Source organism: Bradyrhizobium sp. WSM2254, from assembly GCF_000472645.1.
GTDB lineage: Bacteria > Pseudomonadota > Alphaproteobacteria > Rhizobiales > Xanthobacteraceae > Bradyrhizobium > Bradyrhizobium niftali.
Genome location: NZ_AXAB01000033.1, coordinates 1 through 17,704, shown reverse-complemented (window position 1 = coordinate 17,704; position 17,704 = coordinate 1). Strand labels below are relative to the sequence as shown.

At 65.3% G+C, this 17,704-nt stretch carries 12 protein-coding genes, 1 tRNA gene and 1 pseudogene; 8 read left to right on the top strand and 6 right to left on the bottom strand.

Translation table 11 applies throughout. The features are described from left to right. Window positions 1–81: 81 nt before the first annotated feature. Window positions 82–1,320 (top strand): MFS transporter, encoded by a 1,239-nt coding sequence (locus A3M7_RS0123960; RefSeq protein WP_027546174.1) that lies wholly within the window; start codon window positions 82–84, stop codon window positions 1,318–1,320. Window positions 1,321–1,583: 263 nt separating this feature from the next. On the opposite strand, the gene A3M7_RS0123955 is transcribed toward A3M7_RS0123960, so the two are convergent. Then, the gene (locus A3M7_RS0123955) at window positions 1,584–3,362 is read right to left on the bottom strand and encodes an acyl-CoA dehydrogenase (protein ID WP_027546173.1); all 1,779 of its coding nucleotides are present in this window, start codon (window positions 3,360–3,362) and stop codon (window positions 1,584–1,586) included. A 255-nt stretch (window positions 3,363–3,617) separates the two neighbouring features. Between A3M7_RS0123955 and A3M7_RS0123950 the strand changes: the two genes are divergently transcribed. Continuing rightward, a tRNA-Gln gene (locus tag A3M7_RS0123950) sits at window positions 3,618–3,692 on the top strand. A gap of 308 nt (window positions 3,693–4,000) precedes the next feature. On the opposite strand, the gene A3M7_RS48820 is transcribed toward A3M7_RS0123950, so the two are convergent. Next, the gene (locus A3M7_RS48820) at window positions 4,001–4,219 is read right to left on the bottom strand and encodes a hypothetical protein (protein ID WP_027546172.1); all 219 of its coding nucleotides are present in this window, start codon (window positions 4,217–4,219) and stop codon (window positions 4,001–4,003) included. A gap of 354 nt (window positions 4,220–4,573) precedes the next feature. Between A3M7_RS48820 and A3M7_RS0123940 the strand changes: the two genes are divergently transcribed. Beyond that, window positions 4,574–6,895 (top strand): molybdopterin guanine dinucleotide-containing S/N-oxide reductase, encoded by a 2,322-nt coding sequence (locus A3M7_RS0123940; protein ID WP_027546171.1) that lies wholly within the window; start codon window positions 4,574–4,576, stop codon window positions 6,893–6,895. A 334-nt stretch (window positions 6,896–7,229) separates the two neighbouring features. On the opposite strand, the gene A3M7_RS0123935 is transcribed toward A3M7_RS0123940, so the two are convergent. Both A3M7_RS0123935 and A3M7_RS0123930 read right to left on the bottom strand, forming a co-directional pair. Further along, window positions 7,230–8,216: a helix-turn-helix domain-containing protein gene (locus A3M7_RS0123935; protein WP_027546170.1), complete on the bottom strand. Its 987-nt coding sequence runs from the start codon at window positions 8,214–8,216 to the stop codon at window positions 7,230–7,232. Between the two features lie 350 nt (window positions 8,217–8,566). Further along, window positions 8,567–9,274: a hypothetical protein gene (locus A3M7_RS0123930; protein ID WP_027546169.1), complete on the bottom strand. Its 708-nt coding sequence runs from the start codon at window positions 9,272–9,274 to the stop codon at window positions 8,567–8,569. Between the two features lie 164 nt (window positions 9,275–9,438). Here A3M7_RS0123930 and A3M7_RS47075 point away from each other — a divergent pair. The 4 genes and pseudogenes from A3M7_RS47075 to msrA all read left to right on the top strand — a co-directional run. Continuing rightward, window positions 9,439–9,597, top strand: a pseudogene (locus A3M7_RS47075) (sensor histidine kinase); the annotation flags it as partial. A gap of 153 nt (window positions 9,598–9,750) precedes the next feature. Next, window positions 9,751–10,440: a VOC family protein gene (locus tag A3M7_RS0123920; protein WP_027546168.1), complete on the top strand. Its 690-nt coding sequence runs from the start codon at window positions 9,751–9,753 to the stop codon at window positions 10,438–10,440. Between the two features lie 279 nt (window positions 10,441–10,719). After that, the gene (locus A3M7_RS0123915; RefSeq protein WP_027546167.1) at window positions 10,720–11,142 is read left to right on the top strand and encodes an OsmC family protein; all 423 of its coding nucleotides are present in this window, start codon (window positions 10,720–10,722) and stop codon (window positions 11,140–11,142) included. A 180-nt stretch (window positions 11,143–11,322) separates the two neighbouring features. Beyond that, the gene (msrA, locus tag A3M7_RS0123910) at window positions 11,323–11,838 is read left to right on the top strand and encodes a peptide-methionine (S)-S-oxide reductase MsrA (protein ID WP_027546166.1); all 516 of its coding nucleotides are present in this window, start codon (window positions 11,323–11,325) and stop codon (window positions 11,836–11,838) included. 45 nt (window positions 11,839–11,883) lie between these two features. Here msrA and A3M7_RS0123905 read toward each other — a convergent pair whose 3' ends face one another. After that, complete coding sequence (locus A3M7_RS0123905) at window positions 11,884–14,721, bottom strand: winged helix-turn-helix domain-containing protein (protein WP_027546165.1); 2,838 nt, start codon at window positions 14,719–14,721, stop codon at window positions 11,884–11,886. A 295-nt stretch (window positions 14,722–15,016) separates the two neighbouring features. On the opposite strand from A3M7_RS0123905, the gene A3M7_RS0123900 reads away from it, so the two are divergent. Further along, entirely contained in the window at window positions 15,017–16,006 is a 990-nt protein-coding gene (locus A3M7_RS0123900) for a tripartite tricarboxylate transporter substrate binding protein (RefSeq protein ID WP_027546164.1), read from the top strand. A 107-nt stretch (window positions 16,007–16,113) separates the two neighbouring features. Here A3M7_RS0123900 and A3M7_RS0123895 read toward each other — a convergent pair whose 3' ends face one another. Beyond that, entirely contained in the window at window positions 16,114–17,253 is a 1,140-nt protein-coding gene (locus A3M7_RS0123895; RefSeq protein WP_084302454.1) for an MFS transporter, read from the bottom strand. Between the last annotated feature and the right edge of the window lie 451 nt (window positions 17,254–17,704).

Genomic DNA, 17,704 nt, shown 5'->3' with positions numbered 1-17,704 from the left:
AAATGGCTACAATGTTTAATTTGAAAAACCGGTGGTTGTGGTGCACGATCGCGCCGTTCCATTTGGCCGATTGCCCGATTGATGATTGCCGCGACGAGTGTCGACGAATCCTCGCTGCATTATCGCGGCTGGCGCGTCGTGCTGGCCTGTTTCCTGATGGCCTTCTTCATGTTCGGCTTCGGCCTCTACGGCCAGGGCGTCTATCTCGCCGAACTTCAGCGCGCCCATGGCTGGCCGGGCACGCTGGTCTCCGCGGCCAGCACCTTCTCGTTTCTCCTGACCTCCGTGCTCGTCATCTTCACCGACGATCTGCTCGCCCGTATCGGGCTGCGTTCACTGATCCTGTGCGGCCTGTCGGCGCTCGGCGCATCGACCGTGCTGCTGGCGCTGATGCAGACGCCCTGGCAGCTCTATCTCGCCTATGCGCTGATGTCGGTCGGCTGGACCGGCATGGGCACCGTGGTGATCGCGACGGTGCTGAACTCCTGGTTCGATCGGCGCCGCGGCCTCGCGCTCAGCCTCGCCTTCAACGGCGCGACCTGCGGCGGCATCGTCCTCGTTCCGCTGCTGCTGTCGCTGACCGGCAGCATCGGCTTCCGTTCGGCGATGCTGGCGGCCACGATGGTGATGGTGCTGCTGGTGCTGCCGGTGGTCGTCGGCTTCATCCGCTGGCCGGCCGGGCTGCCGCCGGCATCGGGTGAGCGCCCCGCCGATGGTGATGCGCCCGCGCCGGCGCATTCCCGCAAGGCGCTGCTCGCCAACGCGGCGTTCTGGACCATGGTGCTGCCGATCGCGATCGCGCTGCTGGCGCAAATGGGATTCATCATCCACCAGGTGACGTTCCTCGAACCGCTGATCGGGCGCGCCAGCGCCGGCCTTGCCGTCACCATCATGGCCGCGATGGCGGTGGTCGGGCGCCTGTCGCTCGGCCTGTTCGTCGACCGGCTCGATCCGCGACTGGCCTGCGCGGCGTCGATGACGAGCCAGGCGGCGGCGCTGTTCGTGCTGGTGCAGAGCACGAGCCCGACGGCGCTGCTGGTGTGCTGTGCCATCTACGGTTTCTCGATCGGCAACATGATCACGTTCCCGCCCCTGATCATCCAGCGCGAGATCGGCGCCGGTTCCTTTGCCGCCGCGATGGGCCTGGGCACGTCGATCAGCGGCGTCGTCAGCGCCTTCGGCCCGGGCATCGTCGGCCTCGTGCGCAGCCTGACCGGCGACTACACGATGGCGTTTGCGATGTGCGTGGTGCTCGATCTCGTGGCCGCGGGAATCGTGCTGTGGCGGCCGGGGAGACGGGCGAAGCTCGCAGCTTCGTAGCCCGGACGGAGCGAAGCGCAATCCGGGACGACCGTTCCCGCTACGATCTGCAAGCGGGAAGGCGGGAGTCAAAAATGCGGTGTCGTCCCGGCGAAGGCCGGGACCCATAACCCCAGGATGCAGTTTGACGAAGACTAGCAGTTAAGCGGTCTTCCCGCGGTACTGCGAGCTGCGCTCCATCGATGGATCACGCGGTATGGGTCCCGGCCCCCCGTGCGCAATTGCGCACTAGGCCGGGACGACACCGAATGTGTCGCAGCACCTTACCCCAGCAACACCGCATCCGCGGCCGCGACCGACTCCGCGCTTTCCGTCACGGTGCGCTCCAGCGCGCCCGCCTGCACCGTGATGTTCTCGGCGAAGAAGCGCGCGAGCGAGACATAGCGCGGCGCGTCGGCAAGGCCGTCGCCCTTCGCGGCGAGGGCCTCGGACGCCAGCAGGCAGCCGCCGAGCGTGGCGCCGAACTGCTGCAAGTACGGCGTTGCGCCGGCAAGCGCCTCGTTCGGCGCGGACGCGACGCGCTCGAGCAGCCACTTGCTGGTGCGCGTCAGCGCGTCCAGCGCTTCGCGCAACTTTGCGCCCGTGGTGCCGAAAGCGGGATCGTTGGAGGCTTCGACCTGCTTGACGATGGCCGAGAGCTCGTCGAGCAGCGCCCACACCGCGGCGCCGCCATTGGCCGCGAGCTTTCGCGTGACCAGGTCGATCGCCTGGATGCCGTTGGTGCCCTCGTAGATCGCGGTGATGCGAGCGTCGCGATAGTGCTGCGCGGCGCCGGTCTCCTCGATGAAGCCCATGCCGCCATGCACCTGCACGCCGAGATAGGCGACCTCGTTGCCGATATCGGTAGAGTAGCCCTTGGCCATCGGCGTCAGCAGCGCCGCGCGCGCGGCCGCGTCAGCGCGGACCTTTGGATCCTTGGCGCGGGTCGAAACGTCGATTGCGACCGCGGTCGCGTAGCAGATGGTGCGCGCCGCCGCGGTCTGCGCCCGCATCCGCATCAGCATGCGCTTGACGTCGGGGTGGACGAAGATCGCGTCCGAGCCGTCGCTCTTCTTGCCGACGGCGCGGCCCTGCTTGCGTTCCTGCGCATAGGACAAGGCCTGCTGATAGGCGCGATCGGCAACGCCGACGCCTTCGAGGCCGACGCCGAGGCGGGCCTGGTTCATCATCGTGAACATGCAGCGCATGCCCTGGTTCTCTTCGCCGATCAGGAAACCGATGGCGCCGCCATGATCGCCCATGGTCATGGTGCAGGTGGGGGACGCGTGCATGCCGAGCTTGTGCTCGACGCCGCTTGCAAAAATGTCGTTGCGTGCACCGAGCGAGCCGTCGGCATTGACCATGAACTTGGGAACAAGAAAGAGAGAAATCCCCTTGGTGCCGGCAGGCGCGTCCGGAAGACGCGCGAGCACGAAATGCACGATGTTGTCGGTCATGTCGTGCTCGCCATAGGTGATGAAGATCTTCGTCCCCTTGATGCGATAGGTGCCGTCGGCCTGCTTTTCGGCGCGGGTGCGCAGCGCGCCGACGTCGGAGCCGGCCTGCGACTCGGTCAGCTGCATGGTGCCGGTCCATTCGCCGGAGACGAGCTTTTCGAGATAGATTTTCTTTAGCTCGTCGCTGCCATGCGCATCCAGTGCCTCGATCGCCGAGGCCGTCAGCAGCGGGCACAGGCCGAAGGCGATGTTGGCGGCGCTCCAGATCTCGGTGCAGGCGGCGTTGATCGCAACGGGCAGGCCCTGGCCGCCGAACGCTTCAGGCCCTGACACCGCGTTCCAGCCGCCCTCGGTCCAGCGCTTGTAGGCATCGGGCCAGCCCGGCGCGGTCGTGACTTTCCCGGCGTCGAGCTTGATGCCGTGCTCGTCGCCGACACGGTTGAGCGGCGCCAGCACGTCGGTTGCGAACTTGCCGGCTTCCTCCAGCACGGCGGCCGCGATATCGGCGTCGAAATCGCCGTAATGGCCGGCTTCCACGGCGGCCTTCAGGCCGGCGCCGTGATTGAGCGACAGCAGCATGTCAGAGATCGGCGCGCGGTAGGTCATGGCTCACTCCCGTGGACTGATATTGGCGCCGTCTTCCCATGAAACGCAGGAGGTCTCAACTGCCTGGACGCCTGACGGCTCCGGCCCGGAACGGGCCTTCGCCCGGCCTAGAATAGAGTGTGGTGCGACTGGTCCCGGAAGCTGTGGTATTTTGCGCCTCCAGGCGGTTGAAATGCCGCGTCGCACCCTATAGACCGGCTGCGACCGAAGGGAATCTGCGGTAGCCAGTTCTTCCACCGACCCCGGGTCGCCTGTTGGGGCGTAGCCAAGCGGTAAGGCAGCGGATTTTGATTCCGCCATTCGGAGGTTCGATCCCTCCCGCCCCAGCCACAGCCAACGCGCTGATTCGACTAAGTAAATTTCGTTATTCGAATTGGAAGCTGCAACGCGTCGGGAAATTCATGTTGCCCCGCATTTGGCAATTCTGTGTTGGGTTCGTTTTCGTCGAGCCCATGGAAGCGTTCGCCGAATTACAACGCGGCGCGACTTCTCAAAAAGCGAACTGAGCGCCTGAACGCCATCTGCGCGTGGCGTTCCCGCCTCTGATGTTCGCGGACAAGGAGCCGTCGATCCTTTGCATCGGTTAAGCGTACTGCGCGAATGATGAACGATCCGCCATAGCAGACGCCAGACCCGCTTCACCGCATCACTATCAGCAGCAACGCGGTAATCAACGCAGCAAGACATAACGATAGCTTCAAGTAGAGCGGTAAGCGGACGGGGTTGGATTCTCTTACCGTTTCGTACTTCCTGGCTTCTCGAATGACGGTCTCAATGGCATTTCGAGTTTCGGCGGAAGCTCCCTCGGCCAAAGCACGCGCCGTCTTTTCAAGTTCTTTGATGTTGCTCTTTTGCATGCAACGACGTGACCTCGAGGGTGGTACATCCACAAATATCAAGCCGCGGTCGAAACCAACGACTTGGCTGTCATGTTAGTACGGATACCTGCGTGCTGTGGAGCGAGAATTTCCGGAACGTGCTCTTATTCCGCGGGCCCCAGGCTCGAGCGCTGGTGCGCCGCCCGGGCTTTAGAGCATCGGCTCGAACTGGCAGTGCACGAACATCTCGGATCCGCCGCCGCTCGTTCCGCCACAGATCCCCACCTGCCTGCGTCGCGCTTGGGAGCCCAGCGTTTCCGTCAACCCTGATCTCGACGACATCGGGACGTAGATCGGTATACTGCCGCCATGCACCGGAGCAAGGATCAGACGATGGACGATACGATTGGCTTCCCCGACCCCGGCCTCGACCTGTCCGACGGTTTCAAGCCGCACACCTCGCATTGGGGCGTGTTCTCGGCGCGCAACGGCGCAGCCGGCCTTGAGGTCAGGGCCTATGCGGGCGATCCTGATCCGAACGGCATCATCGACAATTTCCCCGGCGCGCTGCGGCACCAGGCGCGCATCGCCCAGCCCGCGATTCGCCGCGGCTGGCTCGAGCGAGGTCCCGGCCCGGACGATCGCCGCGGCCGCGACGAATTCGTCTCCGTGAGCTGGGAGAAGGCGCTCGACCTCCTCGGCGACGAGCTCGGCCGCATCCGCGACACGCGCGGGCCCGGCGCCGTGTTCGGCGGCTCCTATGGCTGGTCGAGCGCGGGCCGCTTTCACCACGCGCAGAGCCAGGTGCATCGCTTCCTCAACATCGCGATGGGCGGCTATGTGCGCTCGGTGAACACCTATTCCTCCGGCGCGTCCTCGGTGCTGCTGCCGCAGATCCTGGCGGGCTATGAGGACATCACCAAGCGCAACGTCACCTGGGAGCAGATTGCGACTGAGACCGACATCGTGCTGGCGTTCGGCGGCATGGCGCTGAAGAACTCCATGGTGGCCGGCGGCTCGATCAGCAAGCATGTCGAGCGCGGCGCCATGGAAACGGCGCGCCGTCGCGGCTGCGAGTTCATCCTGGTCAGCCCGTTGCGTGAAGACCTGCCGGTCGAGGCCGGAGCCGAGTGGATGACCTGCTTGCCCAGCACCGACACCGCGCTGATGCTCGGCATCGTCCACACGCTGGTCAGCGAGAAGCTGCACGATCAGGCCTTCCTCGATCGCTACACCGAGGGCTGGCCCGTCTTCCTGCGTTATCTCACCGGGGACAGCGATGGACAGCCGAAGAGCGCCGAGTGGGCCGCCGCGATCTCCGGCGTCGGCGCGGACACGATCCGCACGCTCGCCCGCCGCCTTGCCGGAAAGCGCGCGCTCATCACCGTCTCGCATTCGCTGCAGCGCGCCGAGCATGGCGAGCAGCCGGTGTGGATGGGCATGGTGCTGGCGGCAGCCCTCGGCCAGATCGGCTTGCCCGGCGGCGGCTATGCCTATTCACTGGGGGCGATCGGCTATTACGGCCGCCGCGTCAACGACGTGCCGGGGCCGACGCTCGGGCAGGGCCGTAACGGCGTCCGTGATTTCATCCCGGTCGCGCGCATCGCCGACATGCTGCTCAATCCCGGAACCACCTATCGCTACAATGGCGAGACGCGCACCTATCCGGACATCCGCCTCGTCTACTGGGCCGGCGGCAATCCCTTCCATCACCATCAGGACATCAACCGCCTGCGCAAGGCCTTTGCGCAACTCGACACGCTGGTCGTGCACGAGCTGGCCTGGACCGCCACCGCGCGGCATGCCGACATCGTGCTGCCATCGACCATGACGCTGGAACGCGAGGACATCGGCTATTCCACCAACGATCCCCTCATGGTCGCGATGCACCGGATCGCCGAGCCGTTTGGCCTCGCGCGCGACGACTACGAGATCTTCGCCGATCTCGCCGAGCGTCTAGGCGCTCGCGAACCCTTTACCGAAGGACGCACGTCGCGGGAGTGGCTAAAACATCTCTACGAGCCGACCCGCGCCTCGCTCGAAGCGCGCGGCCTCGAGGCCCCGAGCTTCGACGAATTCTGGCAGCGCGGCAGCCTGGTCGTGCCGCAACAGCCCGACGACGGCGGCCGGTTGCGCCGCTTCCGCGAAGATCCGGTCGCTCACGCCCTGCCGACGCCGAGCGGCCGCATCGAGATTTTCTCTGCAAAGATCGCCGGCCATGGCGATGCGGATTGTCCCGGTCATCCGGTCTGGCTGGAGAAGACCGACATGCCCACGCCCGGCGCGCCGTGCTTCCTCGTCGCCAACCAGCCGGTGACGCGCCTGCACAGCCAGCTCGACTTCGGCGGACATTCGCTTCAAAGCAAACATCGGGGACGCGAGGTCGCGCGCATGAACCCGCGCGATGCCGACGCGCGCGGCATCAAGGACGGCGACATTATCCGCCTGTTCAACGCGCGCGGCGCCTGCCTCGCCGCAGTCCACGTCACCGACGGCATCGCGCCCGGCGTGGTCCAGCTCCCGACCGGCGCCTGGTACGACCCGATGGACCCCGAGGACGACGCGCCGCTCTGCGTCCACGGCAATCCGAACGTGCTCACCCGCGACATCGGCACCTCGTCCTTCGCGCAGGGCTGCACGGGGCAGCTGACGACGGTGGAGGTGGAGAAGTTCACCGGCAATCTGCCGCCGATCCGCGCGTTCGATCCGGTGTAGAGGATAGTTCGCGCATTCTACTGCCTTCGCGCATTCTGCTGTCATTGCGAGCGCAGCGAAGCAATCCAGCGTCTTTCTGCGGTAGCAGCCTGGATTGCTTCGCTGCGCTCGCAATGACGATGTGGAGGCTGTGAGCGCAACTTCATCCCCGTCAACAGACAAGAAAAGGGGGCCGTCCTGTGGGGGAGCAGGGACGGCCCCGAGTGGCTCGTAGGCCCGGGAGGAGGGCGCGAGCCGGCGCAAGTGGAGGGGCACTTGCGTTCGAAACGTTGCAGACCAATCCAGACGCGTATTCCGCAATTCCAAGGTCGCCTGGCGTGTCGATAAGGACGCGCTACGCGGCCGCGCTGGCCATCCAATCCCTGTCCGCAGCAGGACGGCGCCGCGGCATCGCTTCGACTGCGAGAGGCTCGGCCTTGCTGGCGAGGCGCCAGCGTGCCGGAGACTGGCCGCTGATGCGCTTGAAGACGGTCGAAAAATGCGCCTGCGTGCTGAAACCGACTGCAAGCGCGATCTCGGCCAATGGCCGCCCGGTCGTTGCGAGCAGCGTCTTCGCGTGCTCGATCCGGTGATTGAGCAAATATTCGCGCGGACGGTAGCCGGTCGCGGCGCGGAACTGTGCTGCAAAGTGCATCCTGGACAGGCCGGCGACATTGGCGAGTTCGGACAGGCTGATGCAGCGGTCGAAATTGTCCGCGATGTATTGCTCGACGCGCCGCAGCCGCCATTTCGGCAAGGCGTTGACCCTGGCGCGCGGCGGCTCCAGCCGGGCGAGGTGCATCGCAAGGGTCCGGCCGATGCAGCGTGCGAACTGCTGGTCCGCGGCATCGCTGTGCTCGGTCAGCGCCCTGGCGAGTTCGGCGGCGAGCGGGTCGCGCAGCAGGACGAGGTCGCCAAGTCCTTCAGCGGCAGGCAATTGCGCCGGGAAATGATCAGCGGAGATGTGGAAGTGCAGGAAGGCGCAAGGCGCCTGGAATTGTGCGGCGAGAGGCTTCGACGGCGCGCTGACATAAAGTGTCCCTGCGGGCATGGTGCCGTCGAAGATGACCTGGCGGTCGCGGGTCAATTTCGCGCGCGTGGTCTGCAGGGCAATGCCGACGAAGTAACGATCCTCCGGCGTCGTCGCGTCGTGCGACGAGCTGTCTCTGAGATCCTCCCACCGCGAGATCGTGATGTCCTCGACCGCCGCCTCCGGGCTGCGGTCGAGGCGGCGCCATCCGCGTTCCCTGGGGATCGCCTGTGCCGCCTGGCGGACCTGGTGATCGCGTGGGGCGGCCTGAAGATCAATCCAGGCAGGCGCCGCCTGCAAGTCGGTAAACATCGCTCGTCCTCTCTTGGCATCACGGCCGCTGGCGGCGACCGGCAAACTCTCAAGCCCAAAGCTTTCAACAAGGCTTTCAAGAAGGTTTTCGATGCTCGGAGGATAGGCATGAGCCGGACAAGAAGCCCGTTAGTGATGATTAGGATGTGTTAGATTTTGTGTGCGCGAATATGGTGTGACAGCCCGTCGCAGAGAGGCCGACTTTGTCAGCCTTTTCAATTCTTTGCGCCGATTGGCGTAGTGCGAGGGCAGGCGGGACGCGACGTGGCGATCGACACACTGGTGTGAGTTTCGTGCTCTGCGTTCACTGGGCCTCGCGTAGACGTTGCGAGGGTGGCGTGTCGCCGCTGCTACTCGAACACGGCGTCGAAGATCTCGACGTCCATCAGCATGGGCTTGGCAATCACGGTTCCATCAGCCTGCAGCGTCTGCACGCGCCGAAGCGTCGGCACCACGATGCCGCCGAAATTGTCATGGGCCCAGGAATGATGCGCGACCTTCATCCCGAAGAGATCGTGATCCGTCCGCCGCTGCAAAGCGTTCTGGTCGAAATAGAAGATCTGCTTGGGCGCGAGCGTGATCAGGTGCGCGGGGAATTGCGCCCGCAGCCGCCGCCAGGTCTCAGTGCCTTCAGACCAGGGCGACAGTTCCTCCAACACGACATCGGGATGAGCGAGCAGGAATGGAATCGTCAGGTAATTCCAGATCGCGACGCCGCAGAAGAAGACGAGATGCAGTTCGTCCGCAAGCGCGGGGGCGCTGGCCTCGGGAAATGCAAGGCTCGGATTGCGCCAGGTCCGCAGCACCTCGCCATCCAGGCTTTCGATCGTGATCGCGTCCGGTTGAAAGGAGCCTGAGTGTTCTCCCCCGGTGATGCCGGTGAAGCGGACGGATTGCGTCCGGGTCGAGCCTTCCGCGGTCACATCCTTGAACTCTCTGGCATGTCCGGCACTGGAGAACAGCGTTCCGCCGACGGAAAGGTGGAGCGTGAAACGGTTCAAGCTGCTCCAGCGGTCCAAACCGCCGCTGGCATCGATTACATCGTCAAGGAGAGCCATGTCCCGCCATATCCACCGTGAAACGTCACCACCATGGCGGGGCGCATGCGGCTTGGCGTGTTAGAAGTTGTTAGGAGTTGCGAGCAGGTAGTATGGCGGTATCTCGTTGAAGATACTCTCAATTCAGCGCACCCAGGAGCTCCCTGGCAGCTAACAGATCGCGGGTCTGCACGGTGGCCGATAACGGGGTCGGCGCAACAGGCCCGCTCCAGGGCACCGGCAGCCGCCTTCTCGAAGGGCTCGCACGCAGCATCCACGCGCGGCTGCATGGCGAGGCGGGAGAGGGCGGCACGCGGGTGACCATCGTGATCCCGGCTGCTTGAAGTTCGACTGTGTCCGGAACCGCTAACGAGCCCAAGCATTCGATAACGAGCGACATTCGCCGGTCTGCGCAAAGTTGAGCCTGCAAAGCAAAGTTGAGCCTGCAAAGAAATGGGTTCGGTTGCGAACCCGTGCCTCACACCAGGGAGTTCGACATGGCCACACTCGAAATTGATCGCGAAGCCGGGACCAGGCCCTCGCCACCGCGCGGCGTTGATCTGAAGCTCGAGGTCGTCGTCATCCCGGTGTCCGATGTCGACCGCGCCAAGGCGTTCTACATGCGCCTCGGCTGGCGACTGGACGCCGACTTTGCCTCTGGCGACGACTGGCGCGTGATCCAGTTCACGCCGCCGGGCTCGGCCTGCTCGGTGATCTTCGGCAGGAACGTCACGGCGGCAGCGCCCGGCTCGGCGCGCGGCCTGTATCTGATCGTCTCCGATCTGGAGGCCGCGCGACAAGATCTGCTCGACCGCAGCATCGCGGTCAGCGAACCGTTCCACGGCGGCGGCGATGTTCACGCCGGGCCGGACGAGCCATATCTGTTCGGCAGTGTCCGGGTCAGTGGCGCTGACCCGAAGCGCGGCAGCTACAGCTCCTTCGCCTCGTTCAGCGATCCCGACGGCAATGGCTGGCTGTTCCAGGAGGTCACCGCACGACTGCCCGGACGCATCGCAGGCGACGGCGCGAGTTTCGCCTCGCAGACCGATCTGGCGGCGGCACTGCGCCGCGCGGCGGTGGCGCATGGCGAGCACGAGAAGCGAACCGGCGGGCACGACGACAACTGGGCGGACTGGTACGCCGACTACATCGTGCGAGAGCAGGCCGGTCAGCCACTGCCGTCCTGAAGTTGCGGCATTGTCCGTTCACGGCGCGCGATGGCTTGGTCGTCGCGCGCCGTTTTGCGTTGTATCGCGCCCATCGCAAGATCATCGATCGTTCGCCTCAATCGCGCAGACTCGCAACGGCTAACGCGTCGTGAACCGGCTCGGCTTCCACGTCGGCAGATCGGTAACTAACGGAACCGCTGCGGCGTTCGGCCGGTTGGAATGGTGACAGGCGGTCGTGCCAATGTCGCTTTCCTCCGGTACCGAGCGCCGGTGCTGAAACCAACAAGGAGAATTGAGATGATCCGCAAAGCAACAGCAGTCTGGAAGGGCACCGGCCGCGATGGCACTGGCCATCTGTCGAGCGAGTCCGGCGTGCTCACTGATACGCCCTATTCGTTCAAGACACGCTTCGAGAACGAGAAGGGCACCAACCCCGAAGAGTTGATCGCGGCGGCCCATGCCGGCTGCTTCACCATGGCGCTCGCCTTCGGTCTTCAGCTCGCCGGTTTCACGCCGGACGAGCTCTCGACTGAAGCCGCGGTTACGCTCGAGCCCGAAGGCAAGGGCTTCAAGATCAGCAAGTCGGCGCTCACGTTGCGCGCCAAGGTGCCGAACCTTGACGACGCAGGTTTCGCCAAGATCGCCGGCGAGGCCGAGAAAAACTGCCCGGTGTCGAAGGTGCTCAACGCCGCGATCACGCTCGACGCCAAGCTGACCTGACCGCGTCGTCAAACAAGTTGCCCATCCGGCCCTGATCAGGAAGACTGAAGCTGTGCGGGCTTCGGCAGACCCGAGAAGAGCCGGATGGAGATTTGCGAGAATGCCCGGCTCACGCCATGTGATATAGAGCGTATCGAATGGCTGGTGCGGGCGAGCGGAGCGATCAATTGGGAGCATCGGATGACGACAGAGCGCGCAGTGTTGGCGGGAGGCTGCTTCTGGGGCATGCAGGACCTGATCCGCAAGCAGCCCGGGGTGATTTCGACGCGCGTCGGCTACACCGGCGGCGAGGTCAAGAACGCGACCTATCGCAATCACGAGGGCCACGCCGAGGCGATCGAGATCGTCTTCGATCCGGCGAAAACGAGCTACCGGACGATGCTGGAGTTCTTCTTCCAGATCCACGATCCCACCACGCTCAACCGTCAAGGCAATGACTGGGGCACGAGCTATCGCTCCGCGATCTTCACGACGAGCGACGAGCAGAGGCGGATCGCGGAAGACACGATCGCCGACGTCGAGGCCTCGCATCTGTGGCCCGGCAAAGTGGTGACCGAAGTCACGCCCGCCGGCGATTTCTGGGAGGCCGAGCCGGAGCACCAGGATTATCTCGAACGTTATCCGGACGGCTACACCTGTCACTTCATCCGGCCCGGCTGGAAGCTGCCGCGGCGCGCGGCCGCCGTGGGAGGCTAGATCGCTTCGTCGCGTATGGCCGGGGGACAGGCCGAGCGGTGAGCCTCAGCTCCGGAGCCGCGCAATCAGACCTTGGGCCTCGCGCATGTCGGCGGTGCGGGATCCCTCGGTCAGCGGCCGGCAAACGGTTTCCAGAACCTCCAGCGCCTCTGCATCGCGGCCTTGTCCCAGTCTGAACCGGGCAAGGCTGATGGCGCATCTCAGCTCCCACGATCGCGCGCCCTGCTGCGTTGCGATGTCCATCGCCTCGCGAAAAGCCGCTTCGGCGGCGGGCAGGCTCTTCGTCTGCTTGAGCATCAATTCGGCCTTGATGCGGATCAGCTCCGGCAGATACCAGTGTTCCTGGCGGTCGTTGCAACGCGCCAATATGTCCTCGACCATCTCCAGGCCGCGATCGGCCTGGTCGGCCTCGCCGAAACAGGCGGCAAGTTCGCCGAGCAGAGGAAGAAAGCGCGGCAGGAAGCGTGCATCACCGGCGCGGTTGAGCTCTTCGCGCAGCAGCGGCAGGCCGGTCGCGGCGTCGCCGCGCTTGGCAGCGACTGCCGCGTTGAAGGCGCGTGCCCACAGGCCCCATAGCCGGATCGCGTGCCGCTCGGTGTGTTCGAGCAGCTCGGTGCCGTGGCGTTCCGCGGCGTCGAAATCGCCGGCCCAGAAGGCGATCGGGCAGGCCGCCTGTCCCAGCACGCTGCAGAAGGTCAGCGCGTGGCCGTTGGCGAGGCCTTCCTCGATGGTTCGTGCGGCCAGCGCCTGGGCCTGGTCGGCGAGGCCTTGCAGCCACAGGATGCGGGCGCGGAAATATTGCGTCGAGATCCTGAGGTCGAGCGGGAATATCTTCGGCTTCTCCGCCAGCACATGCAGCGATGCATGCACCCGGTCGATGCGCAGCCGTGCGTCGTTCTGGTCGCCGAGATAGTGCAGCGCGACGGCCGTCAGCCGGTCGCCCAGCATCACGTCGGTCCTGTCGGAAGAGTTCGCCGCCGCGTTCGCAAAACGATCGGCGAACGCACGGGCCTTGCCGAACTGTCCGTTGTTGAACTGGTCGATGCAAAGGCCCCAGAGCGCGCGCAGGCGGAAATCCTTGTCGTCGAGCCTGTCGGCGAGCTCGAGCGTCGTCTCGAGGATCGGGCGCGCCTCGCGCGCGCGGCCCTCGCCATACATCAGCGACCAGCCGAGTGCCGACAGGAGCTGCATTCGGATACGGTCGTCGCCGGTGTCGCCGAGCGCCGCAAGTGCCGTCCTGCATCGTTCGCGGCATTCGGCGAACAGGGAAAGCCGCACCCATAGCGTGACCGCGGCCGCCGTCAGCGCGATTCCGAGCTCGGCGTCGCCGTCGGGCGCGAAGGCCCAGTCGAGCGCTGCGCGCACATTGTCCAGCTCGGCGCCATAGATGCCGAGCCATTCGGGCAGCGGCGTCGACGTGTCGGCCTCCGCGTGCGCGAAGAAATCGCGAAAATGCTCCGCGTGGCGCCGCGCGAACTGCCTGGTTTCGCCGAGCTCGCTGAGCTTTCCATGCGCGTAGGCCCGCGTCGTGTCGAGCAGGCGATAGCGCAGCGTCCGCGCGCCGGACGGTGAGATCAGCGACTTGGTGACCAGGCTGTCGATCGCCTCCAGCGTTTCCGATGCACTGAGGCCGTCACCGGATGCAACCGCGGCAGCCGCCTCCGGGGCGAAAGGCCCGGCGAACACCGAGAGCCGACGCAAGGCCGCGCTCTCGGCCGCAGGCAGCAGGTCGTAGCTCCAGTCGAGCGCGGCGGCGAGGGTCTGGTGCCGCGGCACGGCGGTGCGCCGGCCACGCCATTGCAGCGAGAAGCGGCTGTCGAGCAGCGAGGCGGTGCCGGCGATGCCATAGGCGTTGACCCGTCCCGCCGCGAGCTCGATCGCCAGCGCAATGCCGTCGAGGCGCCGGCAAATGCTCGCGACCAGCGGTGCCTCCTCCGCGCTGAGCTGGAACGGGCCGGAGCTCTGCGCGATGCGCTCGACGAAGAGCTGGGCGGCAGGATAGGCGAGGACCTCGGCGACATCGAGCCCCTCGCGCTCGGGCGGACAATCCAGCGGGAACAGCCGGAAGATGCGCTCGCCTTCGCTGCGGAACGATTCGCGGGTGGTCGCGAGAACACGAAGCTGCGGCGCCTCGCGAACGACGTGCTCGACGAGCGGGGCCAGATTGTCCAGCACGTGTTCGCAGCTGTCGAGGATCAGTAGCGCCGGGCCGACCTTGAGGAACGTCAGCAGGGCCGGCGTCGGATTCTCTGCGCTGATGGTTAGTCCGAGCGCGGAGGCAATGGTGGTTGCGACATGGCTGGCATCCCGGAGTGGGCCGAAGTCGACGAAGAAGACGCGCCCGCGAAAATCCTGGGAGCGGCGATGCCCGACAGCGATGGCGACGGCCGTCTTGCCGATGCCGCCCGGCCCGACCAGGGTCATGAAGCGATGGAGCGAGAGTCCGCTCGATATCTTTTCGACGACCTCCTCCCGTCCGACCATTTTCGAGAGCGCCGCAGGGAGGGGACGGGGAGGCAGGATGTCGATGGTAGGCTGCGCGGCAGGCGAGGCCGGCGAGGTGAGCGAGGCGACGAAGCAATAGCCACGGCCGGGCACGTTGACGACGTAGCGCGCCGACTTGCCGGTATCGCCGAGGGCTTTGCGCAGCGCTGCGACATGGAAGCGCAGGCTGCCCTCGTCGACATTGACGTCGGCCCAGATGCGCTTGACCAGTTCTCTCTTGTCGACGACTTCACCGGGCCGCTCGGCCAGGAAAATGAGGATGTCGAGCGCGCGGCCGCCGACATGAAGGGGCGAGCCCTCCTTCTCCAAGAGCCGGGACTTTGGGAACAGCCGAAATGGCCCAAACGAAATGGCCGAGTCTTCGTTATGCTCTGGCACGCGCCATCGTCCCCGCCACGGGAGTCAAAAGGTATTACTTTTTGGTCTAGCAGAACGAAGCGTACAGTAAACTGTCCGAAAGCAGCATGGCTGGCAGATCTGCGCAGATCGCTTGGATCGTCACCGGCTCGCCGAAAATAAGACTTGGAACGTAAGGGGTTAGGTGGCCACGCCATGGCGACCGTGCCGGGACTTGTCCGGGCGGAGCATTGACGCCGGTGGCGGATTGCTGCGATTGGTTGGTCCGCGAGCCGGTCCCGCCTCGACAATGACTACCGACTTCCGGAATTCGGACATGCCTTCCTTCTCGCGGCGACGATTCGTCCATGCGTTATCGGGCGCAGCGGCGCTGGCGGCGATTCCGTGCAGCGGACACACTGCCGACTATCCATCACGTCCCATTCGCCTGGTGATCCCGTACGGGGCTGGCGGATCGGGCGATCAGATCGGTCGTCCCTGGGCAGACAAGATGTCGTCGCTGCTCGGACCAGTCTTCATCGAAAACATCACCGGTGCGGGCGGCGCGATCGGGACGGCGGCGGTCGCGCGCGAGAAGCCCGACGGCTACTCCCTGCTGCTTGGAAACGACAGCACGCAGGCGGCCATTCCGCTGCTATCGCAAAATCCGTCCTATGCGATGGACGATTTCCGCGCCATCTGCCGCCTCATCACCAGCGCGCTTGTTTTCGTTGTCCATCCGTCGGTGCCCGTCACAAATCTGGGTGAGCTGGTTGCCTACGCGAAAGCCAATCCGGGAAAGCTGTCCTACGGGACACCCGGTATCGGCAGCGGAAATCATCTCGTCGGCGAAGCCTTCAAGCAGCAGGCGGGCGGGCTGGACATCGTCCATGTCCCGTATCGGGGCATCGCGCAGGCCAGCAACGACCTCCTCGCCGGCCAGATCCCCTTCATCATTGCCGTGATGTCGGTGCAATTGCAGCAGTGGAGCGAGGCCAGCAAGATCCGGATGATCGCGGTCGCCACCGAGAAGCGGCTGAGCGTGGCCCCTGATATTCCGACCGCCATCGAATCCGGTATGCCGGGCCTCCGCTATGACGGCTGGTTCGGCCTGTTCGCGCCCCGGCAGACCGACGATGCGATCATCGACCGGATCGCGCAGGCGACGCGCATTGCCATGGCCGACAAGGCGATGCAGGCCAATTACCGTGCCGAGGGCATGGAGCCAGACAGCGACTCGAATCCGGCCGAATTCCAGCGCCTTGTCGCGGCGACTTCGGCGAGCCTGGCGCGCATGATCAAATCGATCGGGCTGGAGAGGTTTTGAGACTAGAGCATGATCCGGAAAAGTGTGAAGCGGTTTTCCGAAAAGATCATGCTCAAACAATAACCTAAAGCGCGATGACGATTCATCCCAATCTCATCGCGCTTTAGTCACGTCGCGGGGCGCGTGACGATGCGCGCCGACAGCGTCACGAGTCCCATCAGCACAGCCAGAAGCCAGAACGCCGTCGGCAATCCGCCGATACGTGCGACGAAGCCGACGCCGGCGGGACCAACGAGGATGCCGGCGTAGCCTGCGGTCGTGATCGCCGCGACGGCGAGCCCGGTGGGCATCACCGTCTGCCGGGCTGCCCGGCGGAACAGCACCGGCACGAGGTTCGAGGCGCCGAGGCCGATGAGCAGGAAGCCGGCTATGGCGACCGCCGCAACCGGAGCGGTGAGCAACACCGCGAAGCCCACAACCGCAATGATGCTCCCCCAGAACAGGGTCGTGCGATCCCCGATGCGCGCAACCACGGCGTCGCCGCCGAGCCGCCCCATCGTCATCGCGATCGAGAACACGATATAGCCGATCCCGCCTTGCGACTCGGAGACGAGGCCCGCACCGATGATCAGCAATGCGCCCCAATCGAGCACCGCGCCTTCGACCAGGAACGTGATGGCGCCGAGCAGCGCGAGCAGAAGCACGGAGCCGTGCGGCAGCACGAACAGCGGCCCGTCCTGCACCTGCACGGAGCGGAGCAGGCGCGGCCAGGCGACCAGCATCGCAATCAGCATCAGGACGGAGCAGATCAGCGTGCAGGCGAGGGCGCCGAACTGCAAGGAGAGCAGCGCGGTCATCAGCGCGGATCCGGCGAAGCCGCCGATACTGAACAGCGCATGGAAGCCGGACATCAGCGGACGTCTCGCCGCGCGCTCCACCTCCACCGCGTGGATGTTCATGGCGACGTCGATGGAGCCGAGCGCGGCGCCGAAGCCGAAAAGTGCCAGCGCCAGCGCTGCCGGCGAGCTCGCGATGGCCAGCAGCGGCAAGACCAGGGCGAGACCGAGCCCGCCGGCGATGATGATCGGCCTGCTGCCGTAGCGCGCGCTCATGATTCCGGTCAGAAGCATTGCGACGACCGAGCCGATGCCGAGGCTGAGCAGCAGCAGGCCGAGAACGCCGTCGTCGACGCCGAGCCGCGCCTTCGCAAACGGCACCAGCGGCGCCCAGCACGCGATGCCGAAGCCCGCGACGAGGAAGGCAAGTCGCGTCGCAAGCCGTGTCGCCGGCCGGTCGGCAGAAATCATGAGAACTCCGGGAAGCAGGGGGCAAGGAGGGCGCGATCGACAAGCCCGACGATTGCCGCGACTTTATGTCCTGATGTGCACGATTTGTCGCAGCAGTTCCCCGAACGCTGCAAGGAACGCTGCAAGGAACGCTGCAAGCGGAGGCGCAGGCCCCAGGGCTCGCCCGTCGGGCAAAACGCCGGCCCTGTCTCGCCGCCCCGTCAATCCCCTCTTGCAAATATATTCCACTTTACCGAAATTCGGATTTGTCGTATGTGTCGCCCATCCCGGCTCATCCTTGAGGGGCGATCATGTGGTCGTCATTTTCGCGAGCCGGGCTTGCGGTGGACGCGGCAGCGTCGGGCACGAGAGGCGTGGGGCAGGGCGGATTGCTCTCCGTGAGCCCCAAGGCTTCGTGCGGACGAACGGCGCTGACAGGTTCGTCTCGCCAGCAGGTTTCCGGCTCCGTCGA

Coding starts and splice junctions, on each gene's coding strand:
- A3M7_RS0123960 (WP_027546174.1), top strand. CDS start 82: ATGATTGCCGCGACGAGTGTCGACGAATCCTCGCTGCATTATCGCGGC.
- A3M7_RS0123955 (WP_027546173.1), bottom strand. CDS start 3,362: ATGACCTACCGCGCGCCGATCTCTGACATGCTGCTGTCGCTCAATCAC.
- A3M7_RS48820 (WP_027546172.1), bottom strand. CDS start 4,219: ATGCAAAAGAGCAACATCAAAGAACTTGAAAAGACGGCGCGTGCTTTG.
- A3M7_RS0123940 (WP_027546171.1), top strand. CDS start 4,574: ATGGACGATACGATTGGCTTCCCCGACCCCGGCCTCGACCTGTCCGAC.
- A3M7_RS0123935 (WP_027546170.1), bottom strand. CDS start 8,216: ATGTTTACCGACTTGCAGGCGGCGCCTGCCTGGATTGATCTTCAGGCC.
- A3M7_RS0123930 (WP_027546169.1), bottom strand. CDS start 9,274: ATGGCTCTCCTTGACGATGTAATCGATGCCAGCGGCGGTTTGGACCGC.
- A3M7_RS0123920 (WP_027546168.1), top strand. CDS start 9,751: ATGGCCACACTCGAAATTGATCGCGAAGCCGGGACCAGGCCCTCGCCA.
- A3M7_RS0123915 (WP_027546167.1), top strand. CDS start 10,720: ATGATCCGCAAAGCAACAGCAGTCTGGAAGGGCACCGGCCGCGATGGC.
- msrA (WP_027546166.1), top strand. CDS start 11,323: ATGACGACAGAGCGCGCAGTGTTGGCGGGAGGCTGCTTCTGGGGCATG.
- A3M7_RS0123900 (WP_027546164.1), top strand. CDS start 15,017: ATGCCTTCCTTCTCGCGGCGACGATTCGTCCATGCGTTATCGGGCGCA.
- A3M7_RS0123895 (WP_084302454.1), bottom strand. CDS start 17,253: ATGATTTCTGCCGACCGGCCGGCGACACGGCTTGCGACGCGACTTGCC.